Source organism: Micavibrio aeruginosavorus ARL-13, assembly GCF_000226315.1.
GTDB lineage: Bacteria > Pseudomonadota > Alphaproteobacteria > Micavibrionales > Micavibrionaceae > Micavibrio > Micavibrio aeruginosavorus_B.
In genome coordinates, this window is the sequence record NC_016026.1 from 1,669,094 (window position 1) to 1,691,236 (window position 22,143).

A 22,143-nucleotide genomic window follows, 5' to 3' on the forward strand; every position below is an offset into this window, starting at 1 on the left:
GCCGTCAGGACGCTTGCCTCAGCTCCTCCATCTCATCCTTCAATCTCAGTTTCTCGGTTTTTAACCGTCTCGCCTCGCTATCAGTGAAGGCCGGGTGCTTATACGCCTCGTCCAGCCTGCGACAAATCTGCGCGTGGCGCGTTTGCAGGGCTTCCAGACGGCTTTTCATTGCACCGGACAATTCACGTTCTTGCGACATTCGTCAAACTCCCTCTTTCAACATCGATGACATCTTTTCACACACCAAACGATCATGGGTTTTTCAGACCCGGACCGGATTGTGCAAACGGACCATCCCCCGGCCCGACGCCCCTGCCTATCGCTTTTCAACGGATAAAGAAAACCCCCGGGCCAATCGCCATGCCGCGACATCACCCGGGGGAATTCGTCTTTAACCGTTTTCAAGAATAACCAGAGCCATAAGAGTCAGTATCTCACCATCGCATTAAAAAACGTTTAAACGCGCGGCTTTTCACTAGCCCCATTGAAATCGCAGAGAAAAAAAACAACCAGCCCCCATGTCTGGGGTACTGGTTGAGCAGGTGTTTGTGTGTGAGGAGGAACAAGATATTCCCAATTCCTATTCTATACAGAAGCCCGTTAACGCCCGTTAAACTTTAGATAAAATTTGAAATATCTCTGCCCTCCCTCCGATTGTCATTCCCGCGCAGGCGGGAATCCATGGTGCCTATACACACTCCGTATGGATTCCCGCCTGCGCGGGAATGACGACAGAAAAAAGGGCCCGCATAACCGGGCCCTTTTTTATTTTTGTTTCTTGATCGCGGATAATCTTACAGATCAAACACAACGCCCTGCGCCAACGGCAATGCGCTGGAATAGTTCACCGTTTGCGTTTGTCGGCGCATATAGGTTTTCCACGCATCGGAACCGCTTTCGCGGCCACCGCCCGTTTCTTTTTCACCGCCGAACGCACCGCCAATTTCCGCGCCGCTCGGCCCGATATTGACGTTGGCAATCCCGCAATCACTGCCCGCAGCGGACAGGAAGCTTTCCGCTTCGCGCACATCCATCGTGAAGATGCAGGACGAAAGACCTTGCGGCACGCCGTTTTGCAACGCGACCGCATCCTTCATGTCCTTATACGTCATGACATACAGGATCGGTGCAAAGGTTTCTTGCTTCACCACATCACTCTGCCCCGGCATGGAGACCAAAGCCGGACGAACGTAATAGCCACCACCCATGATGCCATCGCTGACACGATCGCCGCCGACCAGTACCTTGCCACCCTGCGCGCCTGCATTTTTCAATGCGGATTGCATGGCGGTGAATGATGCTTCGTCGATCAGCGGCCCAACCAGCGTTCCGGTTTCCAGCGGGTTGCCCACGCGCAGAGAGCCATAGGCCTTGGTCAAGGATTCCAGCAAACGATCACGCACGCTTTCATGCACGATCAAACGACGCAGGGACGTGCAACGCTGCCCCGCTGTGCCCACAGCCCCGAACAGAATGGCGCGAACCGCCATATCCAGATCGGCGCTCGGCGCCACGATCATTGCGTTGTTTCCGCCCAGCTCTAGCAAGGAACGGCCCAGGCGTTTCGCCACCACTTCTGCCACGGCGCGGCCCATCGGCACACTGCCCGTTGCACTGACCAGCGGAACATCGTGGTGTTCGACCAAAGCCCGGCCCACGTCACGGCCACCGACCAAGACCTGATTCAAACCATCGGGAATGGTATGGCCCGCCGCACGGAAGGCCTTCACCGCGCGGTCAAACACGGCCTGACACGCAATCGCCGTCAACGGTGTTTTTTCAGACGGCTTCCAGATCACCGGATCGCCGCAAACAAACGCCAGCGCGGCATTCCATGCCCACACAGCCACAGGGAAGTTAAACGCCGTAATCACGCCGACAGTGCCCAGCGGGTGCCAGGTTTCACGCATATGGTGGCCCGGACGTTCAGATTGGATGGTCAGACCGTAAAGCTGGCGTGACAGACCGACGGCGAAATCGCAAATATCGATCATCTCCTGCACTTCGCCCAGCCCTTCGGACAGGATCTTGCCGCATTCCAGCGTGACCAGGCGGCCCAGATCGTCCTTCACGGTGCGCAATTCCATACCCAGCAGGCGCACAAATTCGCCACGCACCGGGGCCGGAACCGTTTTCCATTGTTCAAAGGCAGCTTGCGAAACCTTGATCGCCTTTTCGACATCGGATGTTTTGTGCTGGGGCACCATGCCGATCACGGCCCCATCCACCGGCGAGCAAACTTTCAGATCGCCGCCGTTAAAAGCCTTGTCCGCAACGCCCAGCGCGGACAAAATCCGCGCCACTTCGGCTTTGCTGTCATTGATTTGTGTAACATTTCGCATGGCATCCCCCATGATGATCTCCCCTGTTTTTAGTTATTATAGAACGAAAGCTTAAATGCCCCACTCGACGGCACGGTTCGGATTGTCCAGATCGCCTTCGGATGCGCTGGATTGATCACGATCGACCAGAGCCTGCGCCTTGGCTATCTTATCCTTTTCCGGGCGCAAACGGCTGGTCCGCAGCTGACCTTTTTGTTCCAGCAACGGATAGGCGACGGTGCACATATAGCTGTTCACACGGCGGTAGTCGCGGATGATGTCCAAGTGCATGCTGGACGTTGCGATCGTTTCAGGAACAGCATCGCGCAAACGTTCAATATGCGCCGTCATGGCCTCTTGCTCAGCCTTACGCAGGACTTCCTTTCCTTCAACCATTTTGCGGGCCAGGCGAATGTCGCCGGATACGAATACAGTCTGCGCCAGACGAATACTTTCCAGCACCAGATTGTGGATGTGTTCAATCTCCTCCAACCCCTCTTGCGAGAAACTCTTCTGTGCGCGGATTTTTTTCAGCGCCATCGGCATGATGTTCTTATCAATCACATCGCCCGCATGTTCCAGGTTGGTGGAAAAGGTCAGCGTCTGCACATAACGGGAGGCCTCGTCCGGGTCCATCGCGCTCTGGCTCAACCGCGCCATATAGGCTTTGATCGATTTGTAAATATCATCGACCACGTTGTCCTGCTCCTTGATCCGGTTGACCAGGGCTTCGTTGTTGCCTTTCAGGCTGCGGAACGTGTCTTCCATCATTTTTTCAAGGATGTCAGCCATACGCAACGTTTCACGGGCGGCAGAGGCCAATGCAATCGTTGGCGTATCCATGGATTTTGTATCCAGATACCGCGGACGACCCGGGTCATCCTCCGCCGGACGGTCCGGCATCAATTTGTACGCGGCTTTGGCCACCCATCCGGTAAACGGGATAAAGGCAATCGCCAATACAACGTTAAAAGCCATGTGGAAATTCACCACCGCACGGGACGGATCGTCGCCCAGTAATGCGGCGTTTTTCATGACCAGCCCCATCAACGGCATAAAGGCCACAACACCGATCAGACGCATCAGCAAATTGCCCACCGGAACACGCGCGGCCTCTGGTCCCTCGCGCATGGTGGCCACCAGCGGCGCAATGGTTCCGCCCAGGTTCACACCCAGCACCATCATCAAGGCCAGTTCGAACGGCAAAACGCCCCCGGCCACAAACGACACCAGCAACAGCACAATCGCCAGTGACGAATGCGCCATCCATGTCAGCAAGGCCGCAACGACGACCGACAAAATCGGATCTTTTTCCAGCGCCACAAGAACAACGCGCAGGGTTTCGGAATGCTGCATGGGACCCGATGCAACCTTGATCGCGCCCAGCGCAAACAGCATCATGCCCAGACCCAGCAGCAATTTGCCGATATGCTGGCCTTTGCCCGTATCTTCAAAGATGGTGTAGATAATATAGCCCGTCAGCATCAACAGCGGCGCAAACCATGACAGATCAAAAGACAGCAGCTGGGCCACAACGGTCGTGCCCACATCCGCGCCCAGCATCACAGCCAGACCAGCGGCCACAGTAATCAGCCCCCGGCTGGCGAAAGACGCAATAATCATCGCCGTCGCGGTCGAGCTTTGCAGCAGCGCGGTCACACCGATCCCGGACAGGAAGCTGAGAAAACGATTGCCCGTGCTGGCCGAAACCACCTTGCGCAAATTCGCCCCAAAGGCCCGGGTGATGCCCGTGCGCACCATGCGCAGCCCCCACAGCAAGAGGCACACACCGCCAATAATATTAATAAGTACCAACGTCGGGGTCATAGTCCGCCTTAAGTCACGCAAGAGGGGTCAAAATATGCAAAATTGCACAGAATGGACGATCATCCATCGCAAGAACGGCGATTTTATGGCCTTAGGATTGCTTTTTATAAGCGCCGCTCCGAACCGGAGATATTAGGGCGGAATAGCGCCCTGCGCAAGGAATGGACAAGATGCAGCACAGCAATCCAAGGGGTGCAGATGTTATGCAAAAAGCTAGAACCCCGCCCCCGGCTGGGACAGGTAGATCAGCTCGTCCGCCGTACTCTCCCGCCCCAAAACCGCATTGCGGTGAGGAAAACGCCCGAAACGTTCGATCACATCACGGTGGCGCAGCGCATACTCGTACCCCAGCGGGTCATCATCCCGCATCGTTGCAAACAATTCCACGGCCCGGTTCTGGTCCTCCATGGATTCGCTATGTTCAAACGGCAGGTAGAGAAAGCGTCGCTTAATCACGGGCAGAATCTGGTCAAACCCCCGCATGATGCCCAGGCGGGCCGTCTTCAAGGCTTTCGCATCCGTGGCAAAAGCCTCGGCACTGTCGCGGAACATGTTACGCGGAAATTGATCCAGAACCAGACACAGCGCCAGGCACCCATCCGCATCACTGGCCCAATGGTCGCACACGCCATCGCGTGCCATCGTGTAGGCCAGACGAAAGCGGTCGCGAATGGATTGGTCGAAATCGGGATTTTTCTGGAACCATTGCACGGGTTCCGTTTCAGAAAACCAGAAATGCAGAATATCCTGTTTGCTGTCGCGCATAAAAACCCCAAAAGGGCCGGAACATCATACTCCGGCATTATTTCTTGGGGGCTGACTCGCTCGCGGAAAGACTGGCAATCACCTTCTTTTCCATCCGCGCCGCCACCCATGACAGAACGATGGCAGGCAGGAACGGGATAATCAACATCAAAACCACGCTGGGCTGGGTCATGGTTGAAAAGAAGCTGCCTTCAAAATTGCTCAGATACAGGCTCACGAAGATGAATACCCCCGTCAACGCAAAAATTAACGCGAACAACCTGTAAAGGCGGGCTTTGGCGAGGGTGACTTTTGCTTGCATTGGCTGGTTCATTGGGCTCCAGAGACATTTCGTATTTTACTAATATACCAGACAAATATTAACATTTCATGCCACTTTTAACATTTGGATCAGCTACCTGAAGGAAAAAGGGCGGAAGCCTGCGCCCCCGCCCTTTTAAAATTCTGTTCAAAATAACGATCTTAGTGAACCGAAGACCAGATTTTACGCTTCACGGCATACGCCACACCGGTAAAGACCAGCAGGAACAGGAACGCTTTCAAACCTGTTTGCTTACGCACTTCCATCTTCGGCTCGGCCGCCCACTCCAGGAAATGGGCAACGTCCTTGGCATATTGATCCACGGTCTGGTTGGTGCCGTCCTCATACGCCACCTGACCATCGATCAGCGGGGCCGGCATGGCAATGATGTGGCCCGGCATGTACGTGTTCCAATGCTGGCCCGGCAGCAACGTCGTCCCTTCCGGGGCCTCTGCATATCCGGTCAGAATGGCGTGAATATAATCCGGACCACCTTTACGCGCCTTGGCGATCAAGGACAGGTCAGCAGGCAGCGCACCGTTATTCACCGATTTTGCCGCGTTCTCGTTCGGGTACGGGTTTTTGAAACGATCGCTCGGGCGGCCCGCGCGTTCGAACATTTCACCCTCTTCGTTCGGACCATCGGTAATCATGTAAGATGCGGCAATCGCCTTGATCTCACCTTCGCTGTATCCCAGCGCGGCCAGATCACGATAGGACAGGCGGTTCATCCCGTGGCATGCCGAGCATACTTCGCGATAGACCTGAAAACCGCGCTGCAGGGATGCCCGGTCATAGGTACCGAAAATCCCATTCGACGACCAGTCCACTTTCGGCGGCTCAACCGCCTCGCTCGCCGCCAGAGCCGGGGCCGACACACCCATAACCAAAGCCGCAAAGCCGGCCAGAATAAATGTTTTACGCATCATAATTCTCTCTCCAGCCTTTTAGTGGGACTGCTTCGCCAGGACGGCTTCGTTAATGCTGTTCGGCAGATCTTCCGCCACTTCCTTGCGTGACAACCACGGCAGGATGACCAAGAAGAACACGAAGTAGTACGTCGTGCAGATCTGTCCCAGAATGACCCAGATTCCTTCCGGCAATTGCGCGCCGACGTAACCCAGAACCAGGAACGACACCACCAGCAGCATCAGGAACTTGCGATACAGCGGACGGAAACGCGCGCTGCGGACCGGATGGGAATCCAGCCACGGCAGTACGAACAGAACCGCAATCGCACCGAACATTGCAATCACACCACCCAGCTTCGCCTCGATAAAGACAATGTCGGTGAACGGGATGCCAATATCAAACGTGATCGCACGCAGAATTGCGTAGAACGGCAGGAAGTACCATTCCGGAACAATGTGCGCCGGTGTTTGCATCGGGTTGAACGGAATGTAGTGATCCGGGTGCGCCAGCAGGTTCGGTGCAAAGAATGTCACACCGACATAGCACAGCAGGAACACGCCCAGGCCAAACGTATCTTTCGATGTGTAATACGGATGGAACGGCAGGGTATCCTGCGGCCCTTTCACATCAATACCCAGCGGGTTGTTCGAACCCGTAACATGCAAAGCCCAAACGTGAATACCGACAACGGCAAAAATCACGAACGGCAACAGGTAATGCAGGGCAAAGAAACGGTTCAGGGTCGGGTTATCAACCGTGAAACCACCCAGCAACAAGGTGTGGATGGAATCACCAACCAGCGGAATGGCAGTGAACAGGCCGGAAATAACCGTCGCGCCCCAACCACCCATCTGTGACCACGGCAGGGTGTAACCCATGAACGCCGTCGCCATCATCAACAGGAAGATTATAACGCCGAGAATCCACAGCAGCTCGCGCGGCTTCTTGTACGACCCGTAATACATGCCACGGAAAATGTGAATGTACACGGCGATGAAGAAGAAGGATGCACCGTTCATGTGCAGGTAACGCAACATCCAGCCCCAGTTCACGTCACGCATGATGCGCTCAACGCTGCTGAATGCGTGGTCCTGGTGCGGGGTGTATTGCATGGCCAGGAAAATCCCGGTCAGGATCATGGTGACCAGCATCACCATGGCAATCGCACCAAAGTTCCAGAAATAGTTGAAGTTCTTCGGTGTCGGGAAAACGCCGTATTCCTTATTCATGATCGTGAAGATCGGAAGACGGGAATCAACCCACTCAATAACCGGATTTTCAAACGGGGCGCGGTGTCCGCTGGCCATGATGTTTACTCCATGCTCTCTTTTAAATTATTAACCGATGCGAATGAGGGTGTCGGACAGGAACGTATATTCCGGGACAACCATGTTCTTAGGCGCGGGGCCCTTGCGAATACGACCGGACTGGTCATAGTGCGAACCATGGCACGGGCAGAACCATCCGCCGAACTCGCCATGCGGGTCGGTTTTCTTCTGGCCCAGCGGCACGCAACCCAGGTGCGTACAGATCCCGACAATCACCAGCCATTCCGGCTTTGTCGCACGATCTTCGTCCGTTTGCGGATCGCGCAAGGACGACACATCCACCGCGCGCGCGGCTTCAATTTCTTCTGCCGTACGGTGACGAATGAACACCGGCGTACCACGCCACGTCACGGTGATGGATTGCCCCACTTCAACCGGGGACAAATCCACTTCCGTGCTGGCCATCGCCAGCGTGTCCGCTGCCGGGTTCATCGAGTCGATAAACGGCCAGGAGAAGATCCCCGCCCCCACCGCGCCGAATGCTCCGGCGGTCAGGAACAGGAAGTCGCGGCGTGTGCCGCCTTTTGAATCTTTATCTGAAGGATGCGTCGCGCTGTGTGTACTCATGGCCTACGGGTCCGAAAATTGATGGGTCTAGACGTCTTTTTTTGAATAGTTTCAATCGTGAAACCATCCAGCGATTTACCTTTTATAGCGGCCGGATGCAAGCCCCCTTCCATCCCCTCTGGACGGTTATGCAACATACTCTTATATAGGGAACATGATCCGCATCGCCCTGTACCAACCCGATATTCCGCAAAATACTGGCGCCATGATGCGCCTGGCCGCCTGTATGGGGGTTGGGCTGGACGTCATCGAACCCACCGCTTTCCCTTGGGATGAGCGGAAAATCCGCCGTGGCGCGCTGGATTATATTGATCATATCGACCTGACCCGGCACGGGGACTGGACCGCCTTTTTAAAACATTATGAAAATCAAAACCGTCGCATTGTCCTGATGACCACCAAGGGCGCCATTCCCTACACCGCCCACGAATTTCGCGCCGATGACATCTTATTGGCCGGGTCGGAAAGCTCCGGCGTGCCCGACCACGTCCATGACCGCGCCGATTCCCGAATCATCATCCCGATGCGCCCGGGCCTGCGCTCGCTCAACGTGGTCAACGCCACGTCGATGATTTTGGGCGAGGCGTTGCGGCAGACAAACAACGTCTTCATTGAAGAACGCCCCACCGTACAGAGTGAATGACAATAAGTTGCAATACCATAATGCATCTTGAAATCACACTGCTGCGGGCGTAGGTTTTGCGCATGATGAAAACAGCTTCCGCCACGACAGAAAACCATTCCCAAATCGAACAACGCAAGGCCGCCGCCGCCGCGTGGTTTGAAAGCTTGCGTGATCAAATTTGCGCCGCGTTTGAATCGATTGAAGATGATTGCGCCTTCCCCGATGCCAACCGCGCACCCGGCCGGTTTGAACGCAAACCATGGGACCGCATGAACGATGACGGTACACCCGGCGGGCGTGGCGAAATGTCCATCATGCGTGGCCGCGTATTTGAAAAAGTTGGTGTGAATATTTCCACCGTGCACGGTCACTTCTCGGAACAATTCCGTGCGCAGATTCCCGGTGCCGCAAACAATGACGGCGCGTTCTGGGCCAGCGGCATTTCATTGGTTGCCCATATGCAGAACCCGCATGTGCCCGCCGTCCACATGAACACCCGCATGATCGTCACATCGAAAAGCTGGTTCGGCGGTGGCGCGGATTTGACGCCGATGTTTTTTGAAAACCATGCGTCCGATGGCGCGGATTTTCATGCCGCGTTCAAAACGTGCTGCGATAAACACGATCCCGCCTACTATCCGAAATTCAAGGAATGGTGCGACGAATATTTCTTCCTGCCTCACCGCAACGAACCGCGCGGATTGGGCGGCATCTTCTATGACTACCTCAACAGCGGCACAGTAGATGGCAACATCATTCGCGATTCATGGGAGGAAGACTTTTCCTTTACCCGTGATGTGGGCCAGACCTTCCTGTCCATCTATCCGCAAATTGTCCGCCGTCATATGAACACGCCATGGACCCCCGCCGACCGCGAACACCAACGCATGCGTCGGGGCCGTTACGTGGAATTCAATTTGCTGTATGATCGCGGCACGCAATTCGGGCTGAAGACCAATGGCAATACCGAAGCCATTTTGATGTCCCTGCCCCCCGATGTAACCTGGCCTTGAGTAAATCGTCATCCCGGCGAAGGCCGGGATCTTCCAGCCAGAAGGGAAAAAGACCCCGGCCTTCGCCGGGGTGACGCCAAAACAGAAAGAGAAGAGGACCACACCATGCGCACCGCCATTATGACATTACTCTCCGCCAGCGTCTTTGCCGTATCCGTCGGCTTCGCTGGCCATGCCGTGCAGCAGGGGTTGAAACAATTCCGTCAGGCGGATCGTTACGTCACGGTGAAGGGACTGTCCGAACGGAATGTCGTGGCCGATGTGGCCGTCTGGCCCCTGCCCATTCTGGCAACGGGCGATGATCTGGCTGCGGTACAAGCCAACATTGACGATGCGACGACCAAGGCCCGTACATTCCTGATCACACAGGGTTTTGATGAATCGGAAATCAAAATCCAGAAAACCGAAGTGACCGATTTGCTGGCGCAGGCCTATCGCTCTGGCGATACGGGACAGGCCCGTTACATCATTCGCCAGTCGCTGGCCGTTGAAACGCCGAAAATCGCCGCCGTTCTGGCTGCGCAAGGCAAAATCGGCGAATTGTTCAAACAAGGCGTTGTCGTTGAATCGTCACAGGCGAAATATGTCTATAAAGGCCTGAACAGCATCAAGCCGGAAATGATCGCCGAAGCCACCCAAAACGCCCGTCAGGGGGCCGAACAATTCGCCAAGGATTCCCAAGCGACATTGGGCGGGATCAAAACGGCATCGCAAGGCCAGTTCCAGATCATGCCCGCCGATTCCGAATTCCAGTATGAAGAAGGTCAAAGCCCGAACAAAAAAATCCGCGTCGTAACCACGGTGCAGTACGATTTGTTCCAGAAGTAAGCCTTAGGGAAACTCCCGGCGATTAGAGCTTCGCCGCCTCATCCTTCACCCGGGCGCGGCAGGCGGATTCGTTCGGGCGGAAATCTTCTGCAATCCACCATTCTTCGATGGTTTTCAGAATGCGGCCCACATCCGGCCCGCGTTCAACACCCGCCTTCATCACATCGTCACCCGTGATCGGCAAAGTTGGCGCACGCCAATTTTTCAGAACGTCAACATCCGACGCTGCGGGTTCCGTCCCCGCCATGGCGTGGTGGACCAGATGGGCCTGTAACGCCGCGCGGTTGCCGAAGCGATAGATGACCTCGTGCGCCTTCATGTTCGCCGCAGCCGCCAAAACCTTTAGAATCAGAATCAAATCACCGCGCAAAGCATTTGAAAACACAATATATTTATCGAATTGGTCAACCCAGTTTGGCTGAGCATTTGCGGCCACAGCCATGCGCGCCGCCAGATCGGGGGCCGCATACATATTTTGTAATTTTGCCAAGGCATTAAGGCGCAAAGCCTGATATTCCGGATGCACGAAATCCCGCATCACGCCGTTTTCAAACATCAAGCCCAGAATGCCCGCCGGATGATCGACCATCAGGATGCGAACCATCTCCTGTGTGATGCGTTCGCGGGACAAGGTGCCGATTTTATCCGTCCCCCCACGACACGCGGCCAACGCCGCCGCATCGGGCGAAGTCCCCGCCCCATAAAGCGCATAAAACCTGAAGAAACGAAGGATTCGCAAATGATCTTCCGCTACACGCTGGCTCGCATCACCCACAAATACGATCCGGTGCGTTTCGAGGTCAGAGAGCCCTTTTCCCGTCGGGTCGTAGATATTCCCGTCCGCATCGGCCAGCAATGTGTTGATGGTAAAATCACGCCGCGCGGCGTCTTCGCGCCAATCATCGGTGAAGGCCACCACCGCCCGCCGACCATCCGTTTCAACATCCCGGCGCAACGTGGTGATTTCAAAAGGCTTTCCGTCCACCACAGCCGTCACGGTGCCATGATCAATCCCCGTCGGGATCACGCGCACGCCTTGCGCCTCTAACCGGCGAGTCACGGCCTCCGGTTTATGCACAGTGGCCAGATCCATATCCCCCGGGGGCAAGCCAAGCAACGTATTACGGACACACCCGCCGACGAACAACACTTGCGGGTCCACCGCGCCCGTATCGGTCAGCGCATGGAAAACAACCTGCACGGCCCGGTCTTTCATCCAGGCGGTCGGCGGAATGGTGCGTTCAGGATTAAGCATAAGATTCTCTAGATTGTTCCCAAAACATGATCGACCCCGCCGCTGCGGATGATCAAATGACCATCCCGCTCCACCGCCAGATCAACGAAGGCATAATACACGGCCCGGTCCAGCCGCGCCATCAGGCCGTCACGCACCATAATATAGGGCACGATCGCCCCGGCCAACGGTTCGGGACGCAGTTCAAGCGGATGATCCGCCCCCATCACCACCACATCCCCCATATTAGTCGTCAGCGTTATGACATCGCCCTGTATGTCATAACCAACAATGAGGAACGGCACATCCTCAACCTCAACCGGATATTTTTCAAACGGGGTCCGCAGCCAATATCGCCCCTTGTCATCCAGTTTCAGCGCCCGGTCGGAAAACAGCCGGGCCAGTGCCGCGCGGCGGATTTCCGCCCCATCATGGAACCACCGCCCGTCATAGGCGATACGGAACAAAGGCCGCCCGTCATTATCGTAAAATGCTGATTTTTCTGTGCTCATTCCGGGATTTAGCGCGTGGCCGCCTTTTTTTTGCCCCGCCGGGGGATTACAATGGAATCAATCCTTTGAAACAGAATTATAGCCTTAAGCCGCCCCGGATCAAAACCCGGGCCTTTTGACCCAAGCCATGGAGCCATGCCGTGAGTGAGATCGCAACCGCCCGCCCGAACATCGACAAAGATCTGGACGATGCCGCCCGCCGTTTGAAGGACGCGAAACGCGAAATCGGGTCCGTGATTTACGGGCAGGAAAACGTCATCGATAAAATCCTGATCACGATTTTGTCCGGTGGTCACGTGCTGCTGATCGGTGTGCCGGGTCTGGCCAAAACATTGATGGTCGATACGGTCGCCCGCGTGATGGGTTTGGATTCCGCCCGTATTCAATGTACGCCCGATTTGATGCCGTCGGACATTCTGGGGTCCGAGGTGTTGGAGGAAGACGAGGACGGAAAACGCCATTTCCGCTTTATCGAAGGTCCGGTCTTTACCCAGTTCCTGATGGCCGACGAAATCAACCGCGCGTCCCCGCGCACGCAATCGGCGTTGTTGCAGGCGATGCAGGAAAAATCGGTCACCGTTGCCGGTAAACCCCATAAACTGCCCCACCCGTTCCACGTTCTGGCGACCCAGAACCCGATTGAACAGGAAGGCACCTACCCCCTGCCGGAAGCACAGTTGGACCGCTTCCTGATGCAGATCGATGTGGATTACCCCGGCCTGGCCGCCGAACGGGAAATGTTGCTGGCCACCACATCGAACCGCCGCGCCGAAGCCAAAGCCGTGTTCGAACCCGCCGATCTGGAAGATTTGCAAAAACTGGTGCGTGATATGCCCGTGGGCGAAAGCGTGGTTGAGGCCATTCTGACCCTCGTCCGCCGTGGCCGCCCCGGCGATGGCGCGCCGGATCTGGTGAATGAATATGTCGCATGGGCACCGGGTCCGCGCGCGGCACAATCATTGATGCTCGCTTGCCGCGCGCGCGCGTTGCTGGATGGGCGCAGCGCGCCGTCGGTTGATGATGTCATCGATCTGGCCGGACCGATTTTGAAACACCGCATGGCCCTGAATTATCAAGCCCGCGCCAACGGTGTTACATTGTGGACCATCATCGATAAAATGACCGAAGGCCTGTAACACCCATGGCCAACCCCGCCAGCCCCTCCACGCCCGATAAAAAGCGCGCGACATCCGCCACCGTGCGTGGGCGTGATCTGCTGACCTTGCTACAAAAATTGCGGCAACGGGGGGAAGACGCCTCCGAAGCCCTGCCCGCGTTGATCGCCGCCGCCGAACGCGCGACGGCCAGCCTGATCGGTGGTGAACACCGCCAGCGCCGCGCCGGGTCCGGTGAAAATTTCTGGCAGTTCCGCGAATACCAATCCAACGACCGCCCGCAAGACATTGACTGGCGCCAGACGGCCAAGGGCGAACGCGTGTTCGTCCGGCAAAAGGAATGGCAAACGGCGCAGACCGTTTTATTCTGGGTCCAGAATGATGCCGGGATGCATTTCCGGTCATCCATCAACCTGCCCAGCAAATTTGAATCCGCTGTGACGCTCTGCCTCGGCCTTGGCATGATGCTGACCAAGTCCGGGGAGCAAATTGGCCCGCTGGACGGGTCGATCCGCGTGGGGCGCGGGGAACAGGGCGTGCAATCGCTCGGCCTGGCCCTGCTCGCGGAAAAACGCCGTGCCGCCGAACATGCCTTGCCCCACCCGGACACGGTCACGCCCAACGCATCCATTGTTCTGTGCGGTGATTTTCTGGGTGATCCCGATGAACTGGACCGCAATTTAACGGCCATCGCCGGGCAACAACGCCACGGCGTTTTGGTGCAGGTACTGGACAATGCCGAACGCACATTGCCATGGACGGGCCGCGTGATTTTCACCGGCATGGGCGATGACGCGCTCGAAACCATCGAAAATGTCGACAGCATTCGCGAAGAATACCGCACGCGGCTGGACAATCATCTGGATGCGGTGCGCCGCGTGGCCCGCCGCCACGGCTTTGAATGGGTGTTGCACGACACATCCCTGCCCGCATCGACCACATTGGCACAAATCTGGGGCGCATTATCCCCCCACGGTGATACGGAGCGTATGGTATGAGCGCATGGCTGTCCGCACTCTCCGGCCTGACCTTTATCAACCCGTGGATTTTGGCGGGGCTGGCGGCGTTGCCCGTTTTGTGGTTCCTGTTGCGCGTTATTCCGCCGTCCCCGAAAATTGTCCGCCTGCCCACCGTGCGGTTTATGGCGGGGCTGAACCCCAGCGACCGCGTATCGGCCCACACGCCGTGGTGGATTTTGTTATTGCGCTTAATGATCGCCGCCTTGGTTTTGCTGGCGCTGGCGCGGCCCGTTCTGAACCCGGCGGAAAGTTTGAACCAATCCGGCATTATCCGCATTGTCATGGATAATGGCTGGGCCGCCGCCCAGACATGGACCGCGCAACAGGCCTCGGCCGAACAAATTCTGGACCGCGCGGCGCGCGACCGCCTGCCCGTGATTGTCATGACCACCGCGCCCGACCCGGGCAAGGTCCGCATTGGCATGTTGGGCCCCATGCCCGCCGGGGAGGCCCGCAATATGGTGCGCGGCCTGCACACCCGTCCATGGCCCGCCGATTATGCGGCCGTGGCCACCGCCGTGCGTGATGGCACAAAAACCAAGGACGCCATTCACACATATTGGATTGGGCACGGGTTGAATGATGGCACGCCCGCCAATGCCACCGCCCTGGCCCGCACATTGCAGGGCAATGGCAGCCTGACCTATCTGGAACCCGAGGCCGCCGCGCGCCCCGCCTTGCTCGTCTCGCATTTAAAACCGGGGCAGGATTTATCCGTATCCATTTCCACCGCCGCCGGAACCCCGGCGGGATTGCCCATGGCCGTTGATGCCTTGGGCGGTGATGGCCGGGTGTTGGAACGGGTCGATGTTTTAAGCGGCGATACGACCAGCACGGATGTGACCATTAAAATCCCGGAATCTTTACGGTCCCAAGTCGCCCGGATTCATCTGTCTGGCCGCCATGGTGCGGGTGGTTTGATTTTGCTGGATGATCAATTTGAACGCCGTATGGTCGGACTGGCCACAACGAAAGATGAAGGCACACGCGCGCCGTTGACCGATGCACCCTATTACCTGACCCGCGCTATCGAACCCTATGTCGAATTAAAAACCGGATCGATTGATGAACTGATCCAGGCCAACCCATCGGCCATTATCCTGCCCGATGTTGGCGCGATCCCGCCGGAAACATTGAATACGCTGGAAAACTGGGTAAAGGCTGGCGGGTTGTTGTTGCGCTTTGCCGGGCCGAATATGACGCAAGGTGAATCCTTCCTCACCCCCGCGCCGTTGATGCGTGGTGGGCGCGCGATGGATGGCGGGCTGACATGGGACAAGCCGCAAACATTGGCTCCGTTTGGTGATGAAAGCCCGTTCTACGGCCTCGATCTGCCCGCCGATATTGAAGTGCGCCGCCAGATTTTGTCCGCACCAGGGACAAGCGACGCCGTACGCGTCTGGGCCGCGTTGACGGATGGCACACCGCTGGTGACGGCGGCGTCACTGGATAACGGATTGCTGGTGATGGTGCACACAACGGCGTCACCGGAATGGTCCAATCTGGCCTTGTCCGGTTTGTATGTGCAAATGCTGCGCCGGGTGATTGCGCTGGCCGGAACGCCGATTACCAACACCCATGCCGACGGCACGCTGGAGCCGTTGCAAATTCTGGACGGTGATGGCCGTTTGCAAGCCCCGGACAGCACGGCGGAGCCGATTGACGCCCGCGCTTTTGATAAACAAATGCCCGATGCGCGCCACCCGCCGGGATATTACGGCCACGCCGGGGCAAAACGCGCATTGAATGTTGGCGAACGGGTTGGCCGCGTCGCGGCCATGCCGTCATTCCCCAACGGTGTCGTGCGTGGAACATTCACCGGCGGTACGGAAACCGACCTGATGCCCGCCTTGTTGGCCACGGCGCTGCTGCTGTTCCTGGCGGACTGGATCATCATGATGATTTTACAATCGCCGTTGATGATCGGCCTCAGCCGTATGGCGCGCAGTGGTGGCACGGCCATGATCATTCTGGGATTATCCTTCACCGCCACGCCTGCCCGTGCGCAAACAGCGATGGACTTCGCCAATGGCACATGGTTGGCCCATGTGCGCAGCGGCGACCCCACCCTCGACGCAGTCGCACGCAAGGGGCTGGAGAATATGGATTTCGTTTTGACCAACCGCACATCGGTGGAACCCGCAGGCGTGGTGATGGTTGACCCGGAGAAGGACGATTTGGCCTTCTTCCCCTTGCTATACTGGCCCATTGCCCCCTCCGCCCCGCCCGTATCGGACAAGGCGTTGAAGGCCATTCAATATTATCTGGATCACGGCGGAATCATCCTGTTCGACACGCGGGATCAGGGGGCCACCGTCGCCCTGCCCACGGGCGTTCCGGGCCGGAACCAGATTATCCTGCGCAATATGGTCGCGGGATTGAACGTGCCGCCGTTATCCATTGCGCCAGAGGATCATGTTCTGAAACGCTCCTTCTACCTGCTCGAATCCTTCCCCGGACGATACGACAGCAAGAATTTATGGGTTGAAGAACAAACCGCCATCGGCCGCGATGGCGTGTCATCCGTCATCGTCGGCGGAAATGACTGGGCCGCCATGTGGGCCGAGGGCGATCCCGAACGACCGACCATGTCCCAGGAAATGTCATACCGCTTCGGCGTCAATTTGATGATGTATGCGTTGACCGGCAACTATAAAGCCGATCAGGTTCACCTGCCCCATATTCTCGAACGGTTGGGGCAATGATATGAACCAGAGCGCATTGACCCTGCATTTCGCCCCCCTCCTGCCCGAACCCATCGTCTGGACTTTGGCCGGGTTGGTGGCGTTGTGCGTATTGGCCTCCATCTTCGTCTTCCGTCGTGGGCTAATCTGGCGCGGGCTGTGCGCCGGGGCGTTTGTTCTGGCCCTGCTCAACCCCGCCATGCTGGAAGAACAACGCGAAGCCGTACCCGATACGGTCGTGATCGTGGCCGATAAATCCGCCAGCCAGAATTTCAACAACCGCGCCGAGGTTACCAATGACGCGCTGGCCGGGCTGGACCAGTTTTTCAAGAATTACAGCGACATTGACGTACGGATCGTATCCGCCGGAAATGAACGCGACCGCGACACACGCCTGTTCTCCACGATTGATCAGGCATTGTCCGATATTCCGGTTCAGCGCCGTGCCGGGGTGATTATCCTGAGCGACGGGCAAATTCACGATGCCCCGCGTGACAACTCGCGCATCAAGGCCTTTGGCCCTGTCCACACACTCCTGACCGGATCGCGTGGCGAACGGGATCGGCAATTACAGATTATCGAAGCCCCGTCCTATGGCATCGTCGGCCAGACCGTGACCGTGAAGTTCCGCGTCACCGACAGCGGCGCCACGCCGTCCGACAATGAATATGCCACCCTGCTGATCCGCGCGAATGATGAAAAACCGGATATGCAGATGGTACCGGTCAATACGGATCAAACCGTGACGTTTAACGTCGCCCATGCGGGGCAGAATATTCTGGATCTAGAAGTGTCCCCCCTGCCCAGTGAAATCACGGCGGCCAATAACCGTATTCCGTTGATCGTCAATGGCGTGCGGGATCGGTTGCGCGTGTTGCTGGTGTCCGGGTATCCCTATGCCGGGGAACGGACATGGCGGGATTTTCTGACCTCCGACCCCGGTGTCGATCTGGTCCACTTCACTATTCTGCGTGAACCGCAGAAGCTGGACATGACGCCGCAACATGAAATGTCGCTGATTGCATTCCCGTTCCGGGAATTGTTTGAACTAAAACTCTATAATTTCGACCTGATCATTTTTGACCAGTACACGATGAACAAGGTCCTGCCGAATTTCTATTTCGCCAATATTGCGCGGTACGTGCAGGAAGGTGGCGCAGTGCTGGAGGCCAGCGGCCCATCCTTCGCCGGAGAGAACTCGCTCTATCAAAGCGTTCTGAACACGATCCTGCCCGGTGAACCGACGGGGCGTGTGATTGAGAAGGAATTTACCCCCGGCCTGACCGATCTGGGTCTGCGCCATCCTGTTACCCAGCATTTGCTGGACAATAAGGATGCAAAGGAAACGCCGTGGGGCCCGTGGATGCGCCAGACGGAGCTGAAACCCAAAAGCGGCGATGTCCTGATGAACGGGGCCAATAATTCGCCCCTGCTGATCCTCGACCGCGTCGGTAAAGGACGCGTGGCGCATCTGGCCAGTGAACAGATCTGGCTGTGGTCGCGTGGCTTTATGGGCGGCGGACCCCATGCGGATCTGCTGCGCCGTTTGGCCCACTGGCTGATGAAGGAACCGGATCTGGAAGAAAACGCATTGGTGATTACCGCCGATGGCGGCGACGTCGTCATTCAGCGTCGCAATCTGCACAACGCCCTGAACACCGTCACGTTGCGCCACCCGGATGGCAAAGCCGAAGACGTGACATTGAAACAGGGTGAAGATGGATGGTTGTCCGCCCGTGTCACGGCCAGCCAACCGGGCGTTTACAGCGCCGAAGATGAAACGCAAAAACGCTTCGCCGTGATTGGTGAATTAAACCCGCCGGAAATGCGCGCCGTGGTCACCACGGATGACATCATGCGCCCCGTCGCCGAAACATCCGGCGGCACGGTGCAGTGGTTAAGCAGTGATGCCGGGAACATGCCCGATATCCGCTTCGTCGGGCCGGGCCGCAGTGCCGGGGGCAATGGGTGGATTGGTTTGCGCGACAACAACGCCTTCACCATCACGGGCGCACGGGACGTGCCGTTCCTGCCCGGTTGGGCCTATGCGCTTGGCCTGCTCGCACTGGCCATCGCATCATGGTGGATGGAAGGACGCAGATCCAAGAAGTAAAAATCAATGGATATGGTTGTGCTCGGCAGCAGCCGCCTGCTGCGCCAGAATTACGGCCTGGGTCCGATTGGTTGCGCCCAGCTTGCGGCAAATACCGCGCACGTGCAACTTCACCGTCACGACCTGTAGATCCAGCGCACGGGCAATATCCTTGTTCGTGGCCCCCTGCATCAGATACCCCAGAACTTCGCGCTCGCGCGGGGTCAGATTTTTATCTTCCGGAATGGCCGGAGCATCGGGTCTGGATTGTTCAGAAGATACGCCATGGTCATGCGACGCCATGATCATATTCGTATTGTGATCAACCGGAACGAATATTTCACCGCCGACGATTTTGCGGATCGCCTGCATCACGGCTGTGCCCGGTAATGTTTTTGGCAAATACCCGCGCGCGCCGATGGACAGCGCTTCCTCTATATCCGCCTGTTCGGCCAGACCGGACACAATGGCGACCGGAATTCTCGGGCGCAGGGCAATGGTTTTTTCCAATCCCTTTAAGCCCGACATGCCCGGCATTTTCAAATCGAGCAGGATCAGGTCGACATCATTGTTTGTTTGTAAATGCTCCATGACCCCATGCAAATCGTGCGCGGGCAGAACCTCCACCGAGGGGTCGGCCTGCAATATATAATGGGTCAAGGCATCGCGAAAAAGCGTATGGTCATCAGCAAAAATAATCTTCATTCAATCATTTCCCAACAAGGGCACAATGTACTCTGTGCGGTCTATACCCAGGGATATGGGTCACTATGCATCCATTATCCCATACGAAAGATATAGAATGCGTTTATATTTCCTCAAGACCATGAAAAAAACTTGCTGGTTTAGCGTGTTACGCGTCCGCTTTCCGCCCCGTTCAACGGCTGTAAGTAGCTGATATGAATAGGCGCATTCGATGTTTTTTGCACTTTGGCAAATTTGTGGCGGTACACAAAAACACCCTCCATCACCCGTTGTATATAATTGCGCGTTTCGGCCACCGGAATGATTTCGATCCAGTCCAGCATGTCAATTTCGCCTTTGCGTGGGTCGCCAAATTCCACCAGCCACTGGCTCACGCGGCCCGGACCGGCGTTATACGCGGCAATCGCCAACGGGTAGTGCCCATCATACCGGCGCAACATCTGGTCGATATAAAGCGCCCCCAGCTTGACGTTATGATCCGGGCGCGCCGTCAGCCAATCGGTCTGGTGCGACATGCCAGCCTTCTTCGCCGTTTCCTTGGCTGTGGCGGGCATCAATTGCATCAAACCACGAGCTCCGGCGGGGCTTTGCGCTTTGGTATCAAACGCGCTTTCCTGTTTGATAATCCCGTGCACCAGCGCCCATTCCGTATCCACGTTCTTCATCCGCGACAACATCGTCGGGAAGGCGAAATCAGCCAGAACATATCCCTTCTTCTGCGCTTCCTTGGCCACGGCCAGCGCCGTATCCGGCTGGCTGAATTCCGTTGCCAGATCGGCGGCCAGATGAAAATCATCATGCGTTTTCGCCTGGACCGCAAAAGCCCGCAGGAACGATGATGAATAATCATTCAAGCCCGCCCGTTTAAACAAACGCGCCGCCTGCACCATGTCGTGTTTTTCAAACGCCGTGCGCGCCTGCATCGTTAAATCCGGCATGGCGGTGACCAGCGTGTCATCCCGCCCCAACTTGCCCAGAGCCATCTGGCCATAGAAGGTGGTGGAATATACCGCGCCCGCTTCGTACCATTTGCGGGCAATGTCCTTGTGCCCTAAAGCCTCACTGGCCATCCCCGCCCAGAATGCGGCGCGGCCGCGCGTGATCGGCATGGCGGAATTGTGATAGAGCCGTTCAAAATGTTCAAACGCCTCCCACGGGCGCTTCACGAAGCGCAAGGCCAGCCAACCCGCAACAAATTCCGCATCGGCAAAGGACGCGCCCTGTTTGGTGCCATGTTTGGCCGCCAGCAGATAGGCGCTCTCATACTGTTTCCGCTCGATCAAGCGGCGCACCATGATGTGCCGTTCCCGCCACCACGCATCCGGGTCCGGTTGCGTGTATGCGGCCGGCGCACTATGCAGGATTTCAATCGCCTTGAAATCCATATCTTTCTTGCGGCGCCAGCGCAGGCGCTCCAGCATCAGTCCCGGATCATTTTGCAAATTGGCAGGCACACGGGCCACGACACCGTCCACACCCGGTGACATCGCGGCCAGCGCGATGCGCGCCTCAGCCAATTGCGGATAACCACGCCCCAGAATATTGGCAATCCCACGGGCCGCCGACTGGTAATCCCGCGACAGCAACATATTCAAACGTTTGATATGCGCCTCACGCGTGATGGTTTTTCCCCATGTCCGTAAAAATTTGTCCTGCGATTCCGGTCCGAACGCCGTTTCCGCCCACCACGTGTTCAGGATTGCGGGAATGTCCTTGTTGGCTCCGGCCGCGCGCAAAGCGGACAGATACAACATCATTCCATCCGCCGTTTGCGGTTTGTAGGTGTTGAACCATTCGACAACATCCTGAATCGGCGTATCGGATGATGCGGATTTTTCAGCGCTCAGACGCAAGGCCCCCTGACGCGGCCAATTCGGAATTTGCCCGACAAAGGTTGAAATGCGGCGGAAGTTATGCGGGGCCGCCTTCTGCGTGTAATACATCCAGTAATAAATGCGGGCTGCCAGCGGATCACGCGTTTGCGCGATCAGGCTTTCGGCATAGGACCAGCTCCCCTGCGCCGCCGCCTGCAACGCCTTGACGGTCAGGGCGGCATCATTGGCCGACATCCCCACGACGGGGGCCGATTTGGCCGCAAAGGCCATAGACGGGCCCCACTTGATCCCCTGCGCCGCACCATACGGCCCGGATTGCGGCACAAAAGTCGCCAAAATCAGGGCCAAAACCCCCGCATACGCAGCTTTCTTGAACACACGGCCCGTTGGCATTAGAGTAAGGGCGTTTTTAGACAACAGGCCACTCAACGCTTGGCCAAACGGCGCGCGCGCCAAAAGG

The 22,143-nt window shown here is 57.0% G+C and carries 19 protein-coding genes; 7 read left to right on the forward strand and 12 right to left on the reverse strand.

Annotated features, from left to right (window positions below; all coding sequences use genetic code 11):
- Positions 1–4 precede the first annotated feature (4 nt).
- The 8 genes from MICA_RS07885 to petA all read right to left on the reverse strand — a co-directional run bounded on the left by MICA_RS07885 (position 5) and on the right by petA (position 8,021).
- Positions 5–199, reverse strand: coding sequence for a YdcH family protein (locus MICA_RS07885; protein WP_014103203.1), 195 nt, complete (start codon positions 197–199; stop codon positions 5–7).
- Between the two features lie 595 nt (positions 200–794).
- Positions 795–2,342, reverse strand: coding sequence for an L-piperidine-6-carboxylate dehydrogenase (gene amaB / locus MICA_RS07890; RefSeq protein WP_236619880.1), 1,548 nt, complete (start codon positions 2,340–2,342; stop codon positions 795–797).
- Between the two features lie 51 nt (positions 2,343–2,393).
- Positions 2,394–4,148 (reverse strand): Na/Pi cotransporter family protein, encoded by a 1,755-nt coding sequence (locus MICA_RS07895; protein WP_014103206.1) that lies wholly within the window; start codon positions 4,146–4,148, stop codon positions 2,394–2,396.
- 213 nt (positions 4,149–4,361) lie between these two features.
- Positions 4,362–4,913: a DUF924 family protein gene (locus MICA_RS07900; RefSeq protein ID WP_014103207.1), complete on the reverse strand. Its 552-nt coding sequence runs from the start codon at positions 4,911–4,913 to the stop codon at positions 4,362–4,364.
- Positions 4,914–4,950: 37 nt separating this feature from the next.
- Positions 4,951–5,226: a hypothetical protein gene (locus MICA_RS07905; protein ID WP_014103208.1), complete on the reverse strand. Its 276-nt coding sequence runs from the start codon at positions 5,224–5,226 to the stop codon at positions 4,951–4,953.
- A 149-nt stretch (positions 5,227–5,375) separates the two neighbouring features.
- Positions 5,376–6,143, reverse strand: a complete 768-nt coding sequence (locus MICA_RS07910) for a cytochrome c1 (RefSeq protein WP_014103209.1) — start codon at positions 6,141–6,143, stop codon at positions 5,376–5,378.
- 18 nt (positions 6,144–6,161) lie between these two features.
- The gene (locus tag MICA_RS07915) at positions 6,162–7,433 is read right to left on the reverse strand and encodes a cytochrome b (RefSeq protein ID WP_014103210.1); all 1,272 of its coding nucleotides are present in this window, start codon (positions 7,431–7,433) and stop codon (positions 6,162–6,164) included.
- Positions 7,434–7,463: 30 nt separating this feature from the next.
- Positions 7,464–8,021 carry a ubiquinol-cytochrome c reductase iron-sulfur subunit gene (petA, locus tag MICA_RS07920; RefSeq protein WP_014103211.1) on the reverse strand — a complete coding sequence of 186 codons (558 nt, stop codon included), beginning with the start codon at positions 8,019–8,021 and terminating at the stop codon, positions 7,464–7,466.
- Between the two features lie 154 nt (positions 8,022–8,175).
- Between petA and MICA_RS07925 the strand changes: the two genes are divergently transcribed.
- The 3 genes from MICA_RS07925 (at position 8,176) to MICA_RS07935 (ending at position 10,487) form a co-directional block, all read left to right on the forward strand.
- Positions 8,176–8,664, forward strand: coding sequence for a tRNA (cytidine(34)-2'-O)-methyltransferase (locus tag MICA_RS07925; RefSeq protein WP_014103212.1), 489 nt, complete (start codon positions 8,176–8,178; stop codon positions 8,662–8,664).
- 65 nt (positions 8,665–8,729) lie between these two features.
- Positions 8,730–9,659, forward strand: a complete 930-nt coding sequence (hemF, locus tag MICA_RS07930; RefSeq protein ID WP_014103213.1) for an oxygen-dependent coproporphyrinogen oxidase — start codon at positions 8,730–8,732, stop codon at positions 9,657–9,659.
- Between the two features lie 105 nt (positions 9,660–9,764).
- Positions 9,765–10,487 carry an SIMPL domain-containing protein gene (locus tag MICA_RS07935; RefSeq protein ID WP_014103214.1) on the forward strand — a complete coding sequence of 241 codons (723 nt, stop codon included), beginning with the start codon at positions 9,765–9,767 and terminating at the stop codon, positions 10,485–10,487.
- A 22-nt stretch (positions 10,488–10,509) separates the two neighbouring features.
- On the opposite strand, the gene MICA_RS07940 is transcribed toward MICA_RS07935, so the two are convergent.
- Together MICA_RS07940 and MICA_RS07945 are read right to left on the reverse strand one after the other, a co-directional pair.
- The gene (locus MICA_RS07940; protein WP_014103215.1) at positions 10,510–11,742 is read right to left on the reverse strand and encodes a CCA tRNA nucleotidyltransferase; all 1,233 of its coding nucleotides are present in this window, start codon (positions 11,740–11,742) and stop codon (positions 10,510–10,512) included.
- Between the two features lie 8 nt (positions 11,743–11,750).
- Positions 11,751–12,233 carry a DUF1285 domain-containing protein gene (locus tag MICA_RS07945; RefSeq protein WP_014103216.1) on the reverse strand — a complete coding sequence of 161 codons (483 nt, stop codon included), beginning with the start codon at positions 12,231–12,233 and terminating at the stop codon, positions 11,751–11,753.
- Positions 12,234–12,373: 140 nt separating this feature from the next.
- Here MICA_RS07945 and MICA_RS07950 point away from each other — a divergent pair, with 140 nt between their 5' ends.
- From MICA_RS07950 to MICA_RS07965, 4 genes are read left to right on the forward strand one after another with little or no spacing between them, the layout of a single operon-like run.
- Positions 12,374–13,369, forward strand: a complete 996-nt coding sequence (locus tag MICA_RS07950; RefSeq protein ID WP_014103218.1) for an AAA family ATPase — start codon at positions 12,374–12,376, stop codon at positions 13,367–13,369.
- Between the two features lie 5 nt (positions 13,370–13,374).
- The gene (locus tag MICA_RS07955; protein ID WP_014103219.1) at positions 13,375–14,346 is read left to right on the forward strand and encodes a DUF58 domain-containing protein; all 972 of its coding nucleotides are present in this window, start codon (positions 13,375–13,377) and stop codon (positions 14,344–14,346) included.
- Complete coding sequence (locus MICA_RS07960; RefSeq protein ID WP_014103220.1) at positions 14,343–17,072, forward strand: DUF4159 domain-containing protein; 2,730 nt, start codon at positions 14,343–14,345, stop codon at positions 17,070–17,072. The genes MICA_RS07955 and MICA_RS07960 overlap by 4 nt, the downstream gene beginning before the upstream one ends.
- Position 17,073: 1 nt before the next feature.
- The gene (locus tag MICA_RS07965) at positions 17,074–19,164 is read left to right on the forward strand and encodes a hypothetical protein (RefSeq protein WP_014103221.1); all 2,091 of its coding nucleotides are present in this window, start codon (positions 17,074–17,076) and stop codon (positions 19,162–19,164) included.
- Between the two features lie 3 nt (positions 19,165–19,167).
- On the opposite strand, the gene MICA_RS07970 is transcribed toward MICA_RS07965, so the two are convergent.
- Both MICA_RS07970 and MICA_RS07975 read right to left on the reverse strand, forming a co-directional pair.
- On the reverse strand, positions 19,168–19,848 hold the full coding sequence (locus tag MICA_RS07970; protein ID WP_014103222.1) for a LuxR C-terminal-related transcriptional regulator: 681 nt from the start codon (positions 19,846–19,848) through the stop codon (positions 19,168–19,170).
- Positions 19,849–19,988: 140 nt separating this feature from the next.
- Positions 19,989–22,076, reverse strand: coding sequence for a lytic transglycosylase domain-containing protein (locus MICA_RS07975; protein WP_014103223.1), 2,088 nt, complete (start codon positions 22,074–22,076; stop codon positions 19,989–19,991).
- Positions 22,077–22,143: the final 67 nt, after the last annotated feature.

What these genes read in the sequence shown, in the direction of transcription:
- MICA_RS07945 (WP_014103216.1), bottom strand. Translation starts at nt 12,233, where the DNA reads ATGAGCACAGAAAAATCAGCATTTTACGATAATGACGGGCGGCCTTTG.
- MICA_RS07940 (WP_014103215.1), bottom strand. Translation starts at nt 11,742, where the DNA reads ATGCTTAATCCTGAACGCACCATTCCGCCGACCGCCTGGATGAAAGAC.
- petA (WP_014103211.1), bottom strand. Translation starts at nt 8,021, where the DNA reads ATGAGTACACACAGCGCGACGCATCCTTCAGATAAAGATTCAAAAGGC.
- MICA_RS07900 (WP_014103207.1), bottom strand. Translation starts at nt 4,913, where the DNA reads ATGCGCGACAGCAAACAGGATATTCTGCATTTCTGGTTTTCTGAAACG.
- MICA_RS07925 (WP_014103212.1), top strand. Translation starts at nt 8,176, where the DNA reads ATGATCCGCATCGCCCTGTACCAACCCGATATTCCGCAAAATACTGGC.
- MICA_RS07915 (WP_014103210.1), bottom strand. Translation starts at nt 7,433, where the DNA reads ATGGCCAGCGGACACCGCGCCCCGTTTGAAAATCCGGTTATTGAGTGG.
- MICA_RS07935 (WP_014103214.1), top strand. Translation starts at nt 9,765, where the DNA reads ATGCGCACCGCCATTATGACATTACTCTCCGCCAGCGTCTTTGCCGTA.
- MICA_RS07910 (WP_014103209.1), bottom strand. Translation starts at nt 6,143, where the DNA reads ATGATGCGTAAAACATTTATTCTGGCCGGCTTTGCGGCTTTGGTTATG.
- hemF (WP_014103213.1), top strand. Translation starts at nt 8,730, where the DNA reads ATGAAAACAGCTTCCGCCACGACAGAAAACCATTCCCAAATCGAACAA.
- MICA_RS07895 (WP_014103206.1), bottom strand. Translation starts at nt 4,148, where the DNA reads ATGACCCCGACGTTGGTACTTATTAATATTATTGGCGGTGTGTGCCTC.
- MICA_RS07970 (WP_014103222.1), bottom strand. Translation starts at nt 19,848, where the DNA reads ATGAAGATTATTTTTGCTGATGACCATACGCTTTTTCGCGATGCCTTG.
- MICA_RS07955 (WP_014103219.1), top strand. Translation starts at nt 13,375, where the DNA reads ATGGCCAACCCCGCCAGCCCCTCCACGCCCGATAAAAAGCGCGCGACA.
- MICA_RS07905 (WP_014103208.1), bottom strand. Translation starts at nt 5,226, where the DNA reads ATGAACCAGCCAATGCAAGCAAAAGTCACCCTCGCCAAAGCCCGCCTT.
- MICA_RS07885 (WP_014103203.1), bottom strand. Translation starts at nt 199, where the DNA reads ATGTCGCAAGAACGTGAATTGTCCGGTGCAATGAAAAGCCGTCTGGAA.
- amaB (WP_236619880.1), bottom strand. Translation starts at nt 2,342, where the DNA reads ATGCGAAATGTTACACAAATCAATGACAGCAAAGCCGAAGTGGCGCGG.
- MICA_RS07975 (WP_014103223.1), bottom strand. Translation starts at nt 22,076, where the DNA reads ATGCCAACGGGCCGTGTGTTCAAGAAAGCTGCGTATGCGGGGGTTTTG.
- MICA_RS07965 (WP_014103221.1), top strand. Translation starts at nt 17,074, where the DNA reads ATGAACCAGAGCGCATTGACCCTGCATTTCGCCCCCCTCCTGCCCGAA.
- MICA_RS07960 (WP_014103220.1), top strand. Translation starts at nt 14,343, where the DNA reads ATGAGCGCATGGCTGTCCGCACTCTCCGGCCTGACCTTTATCAACCCG.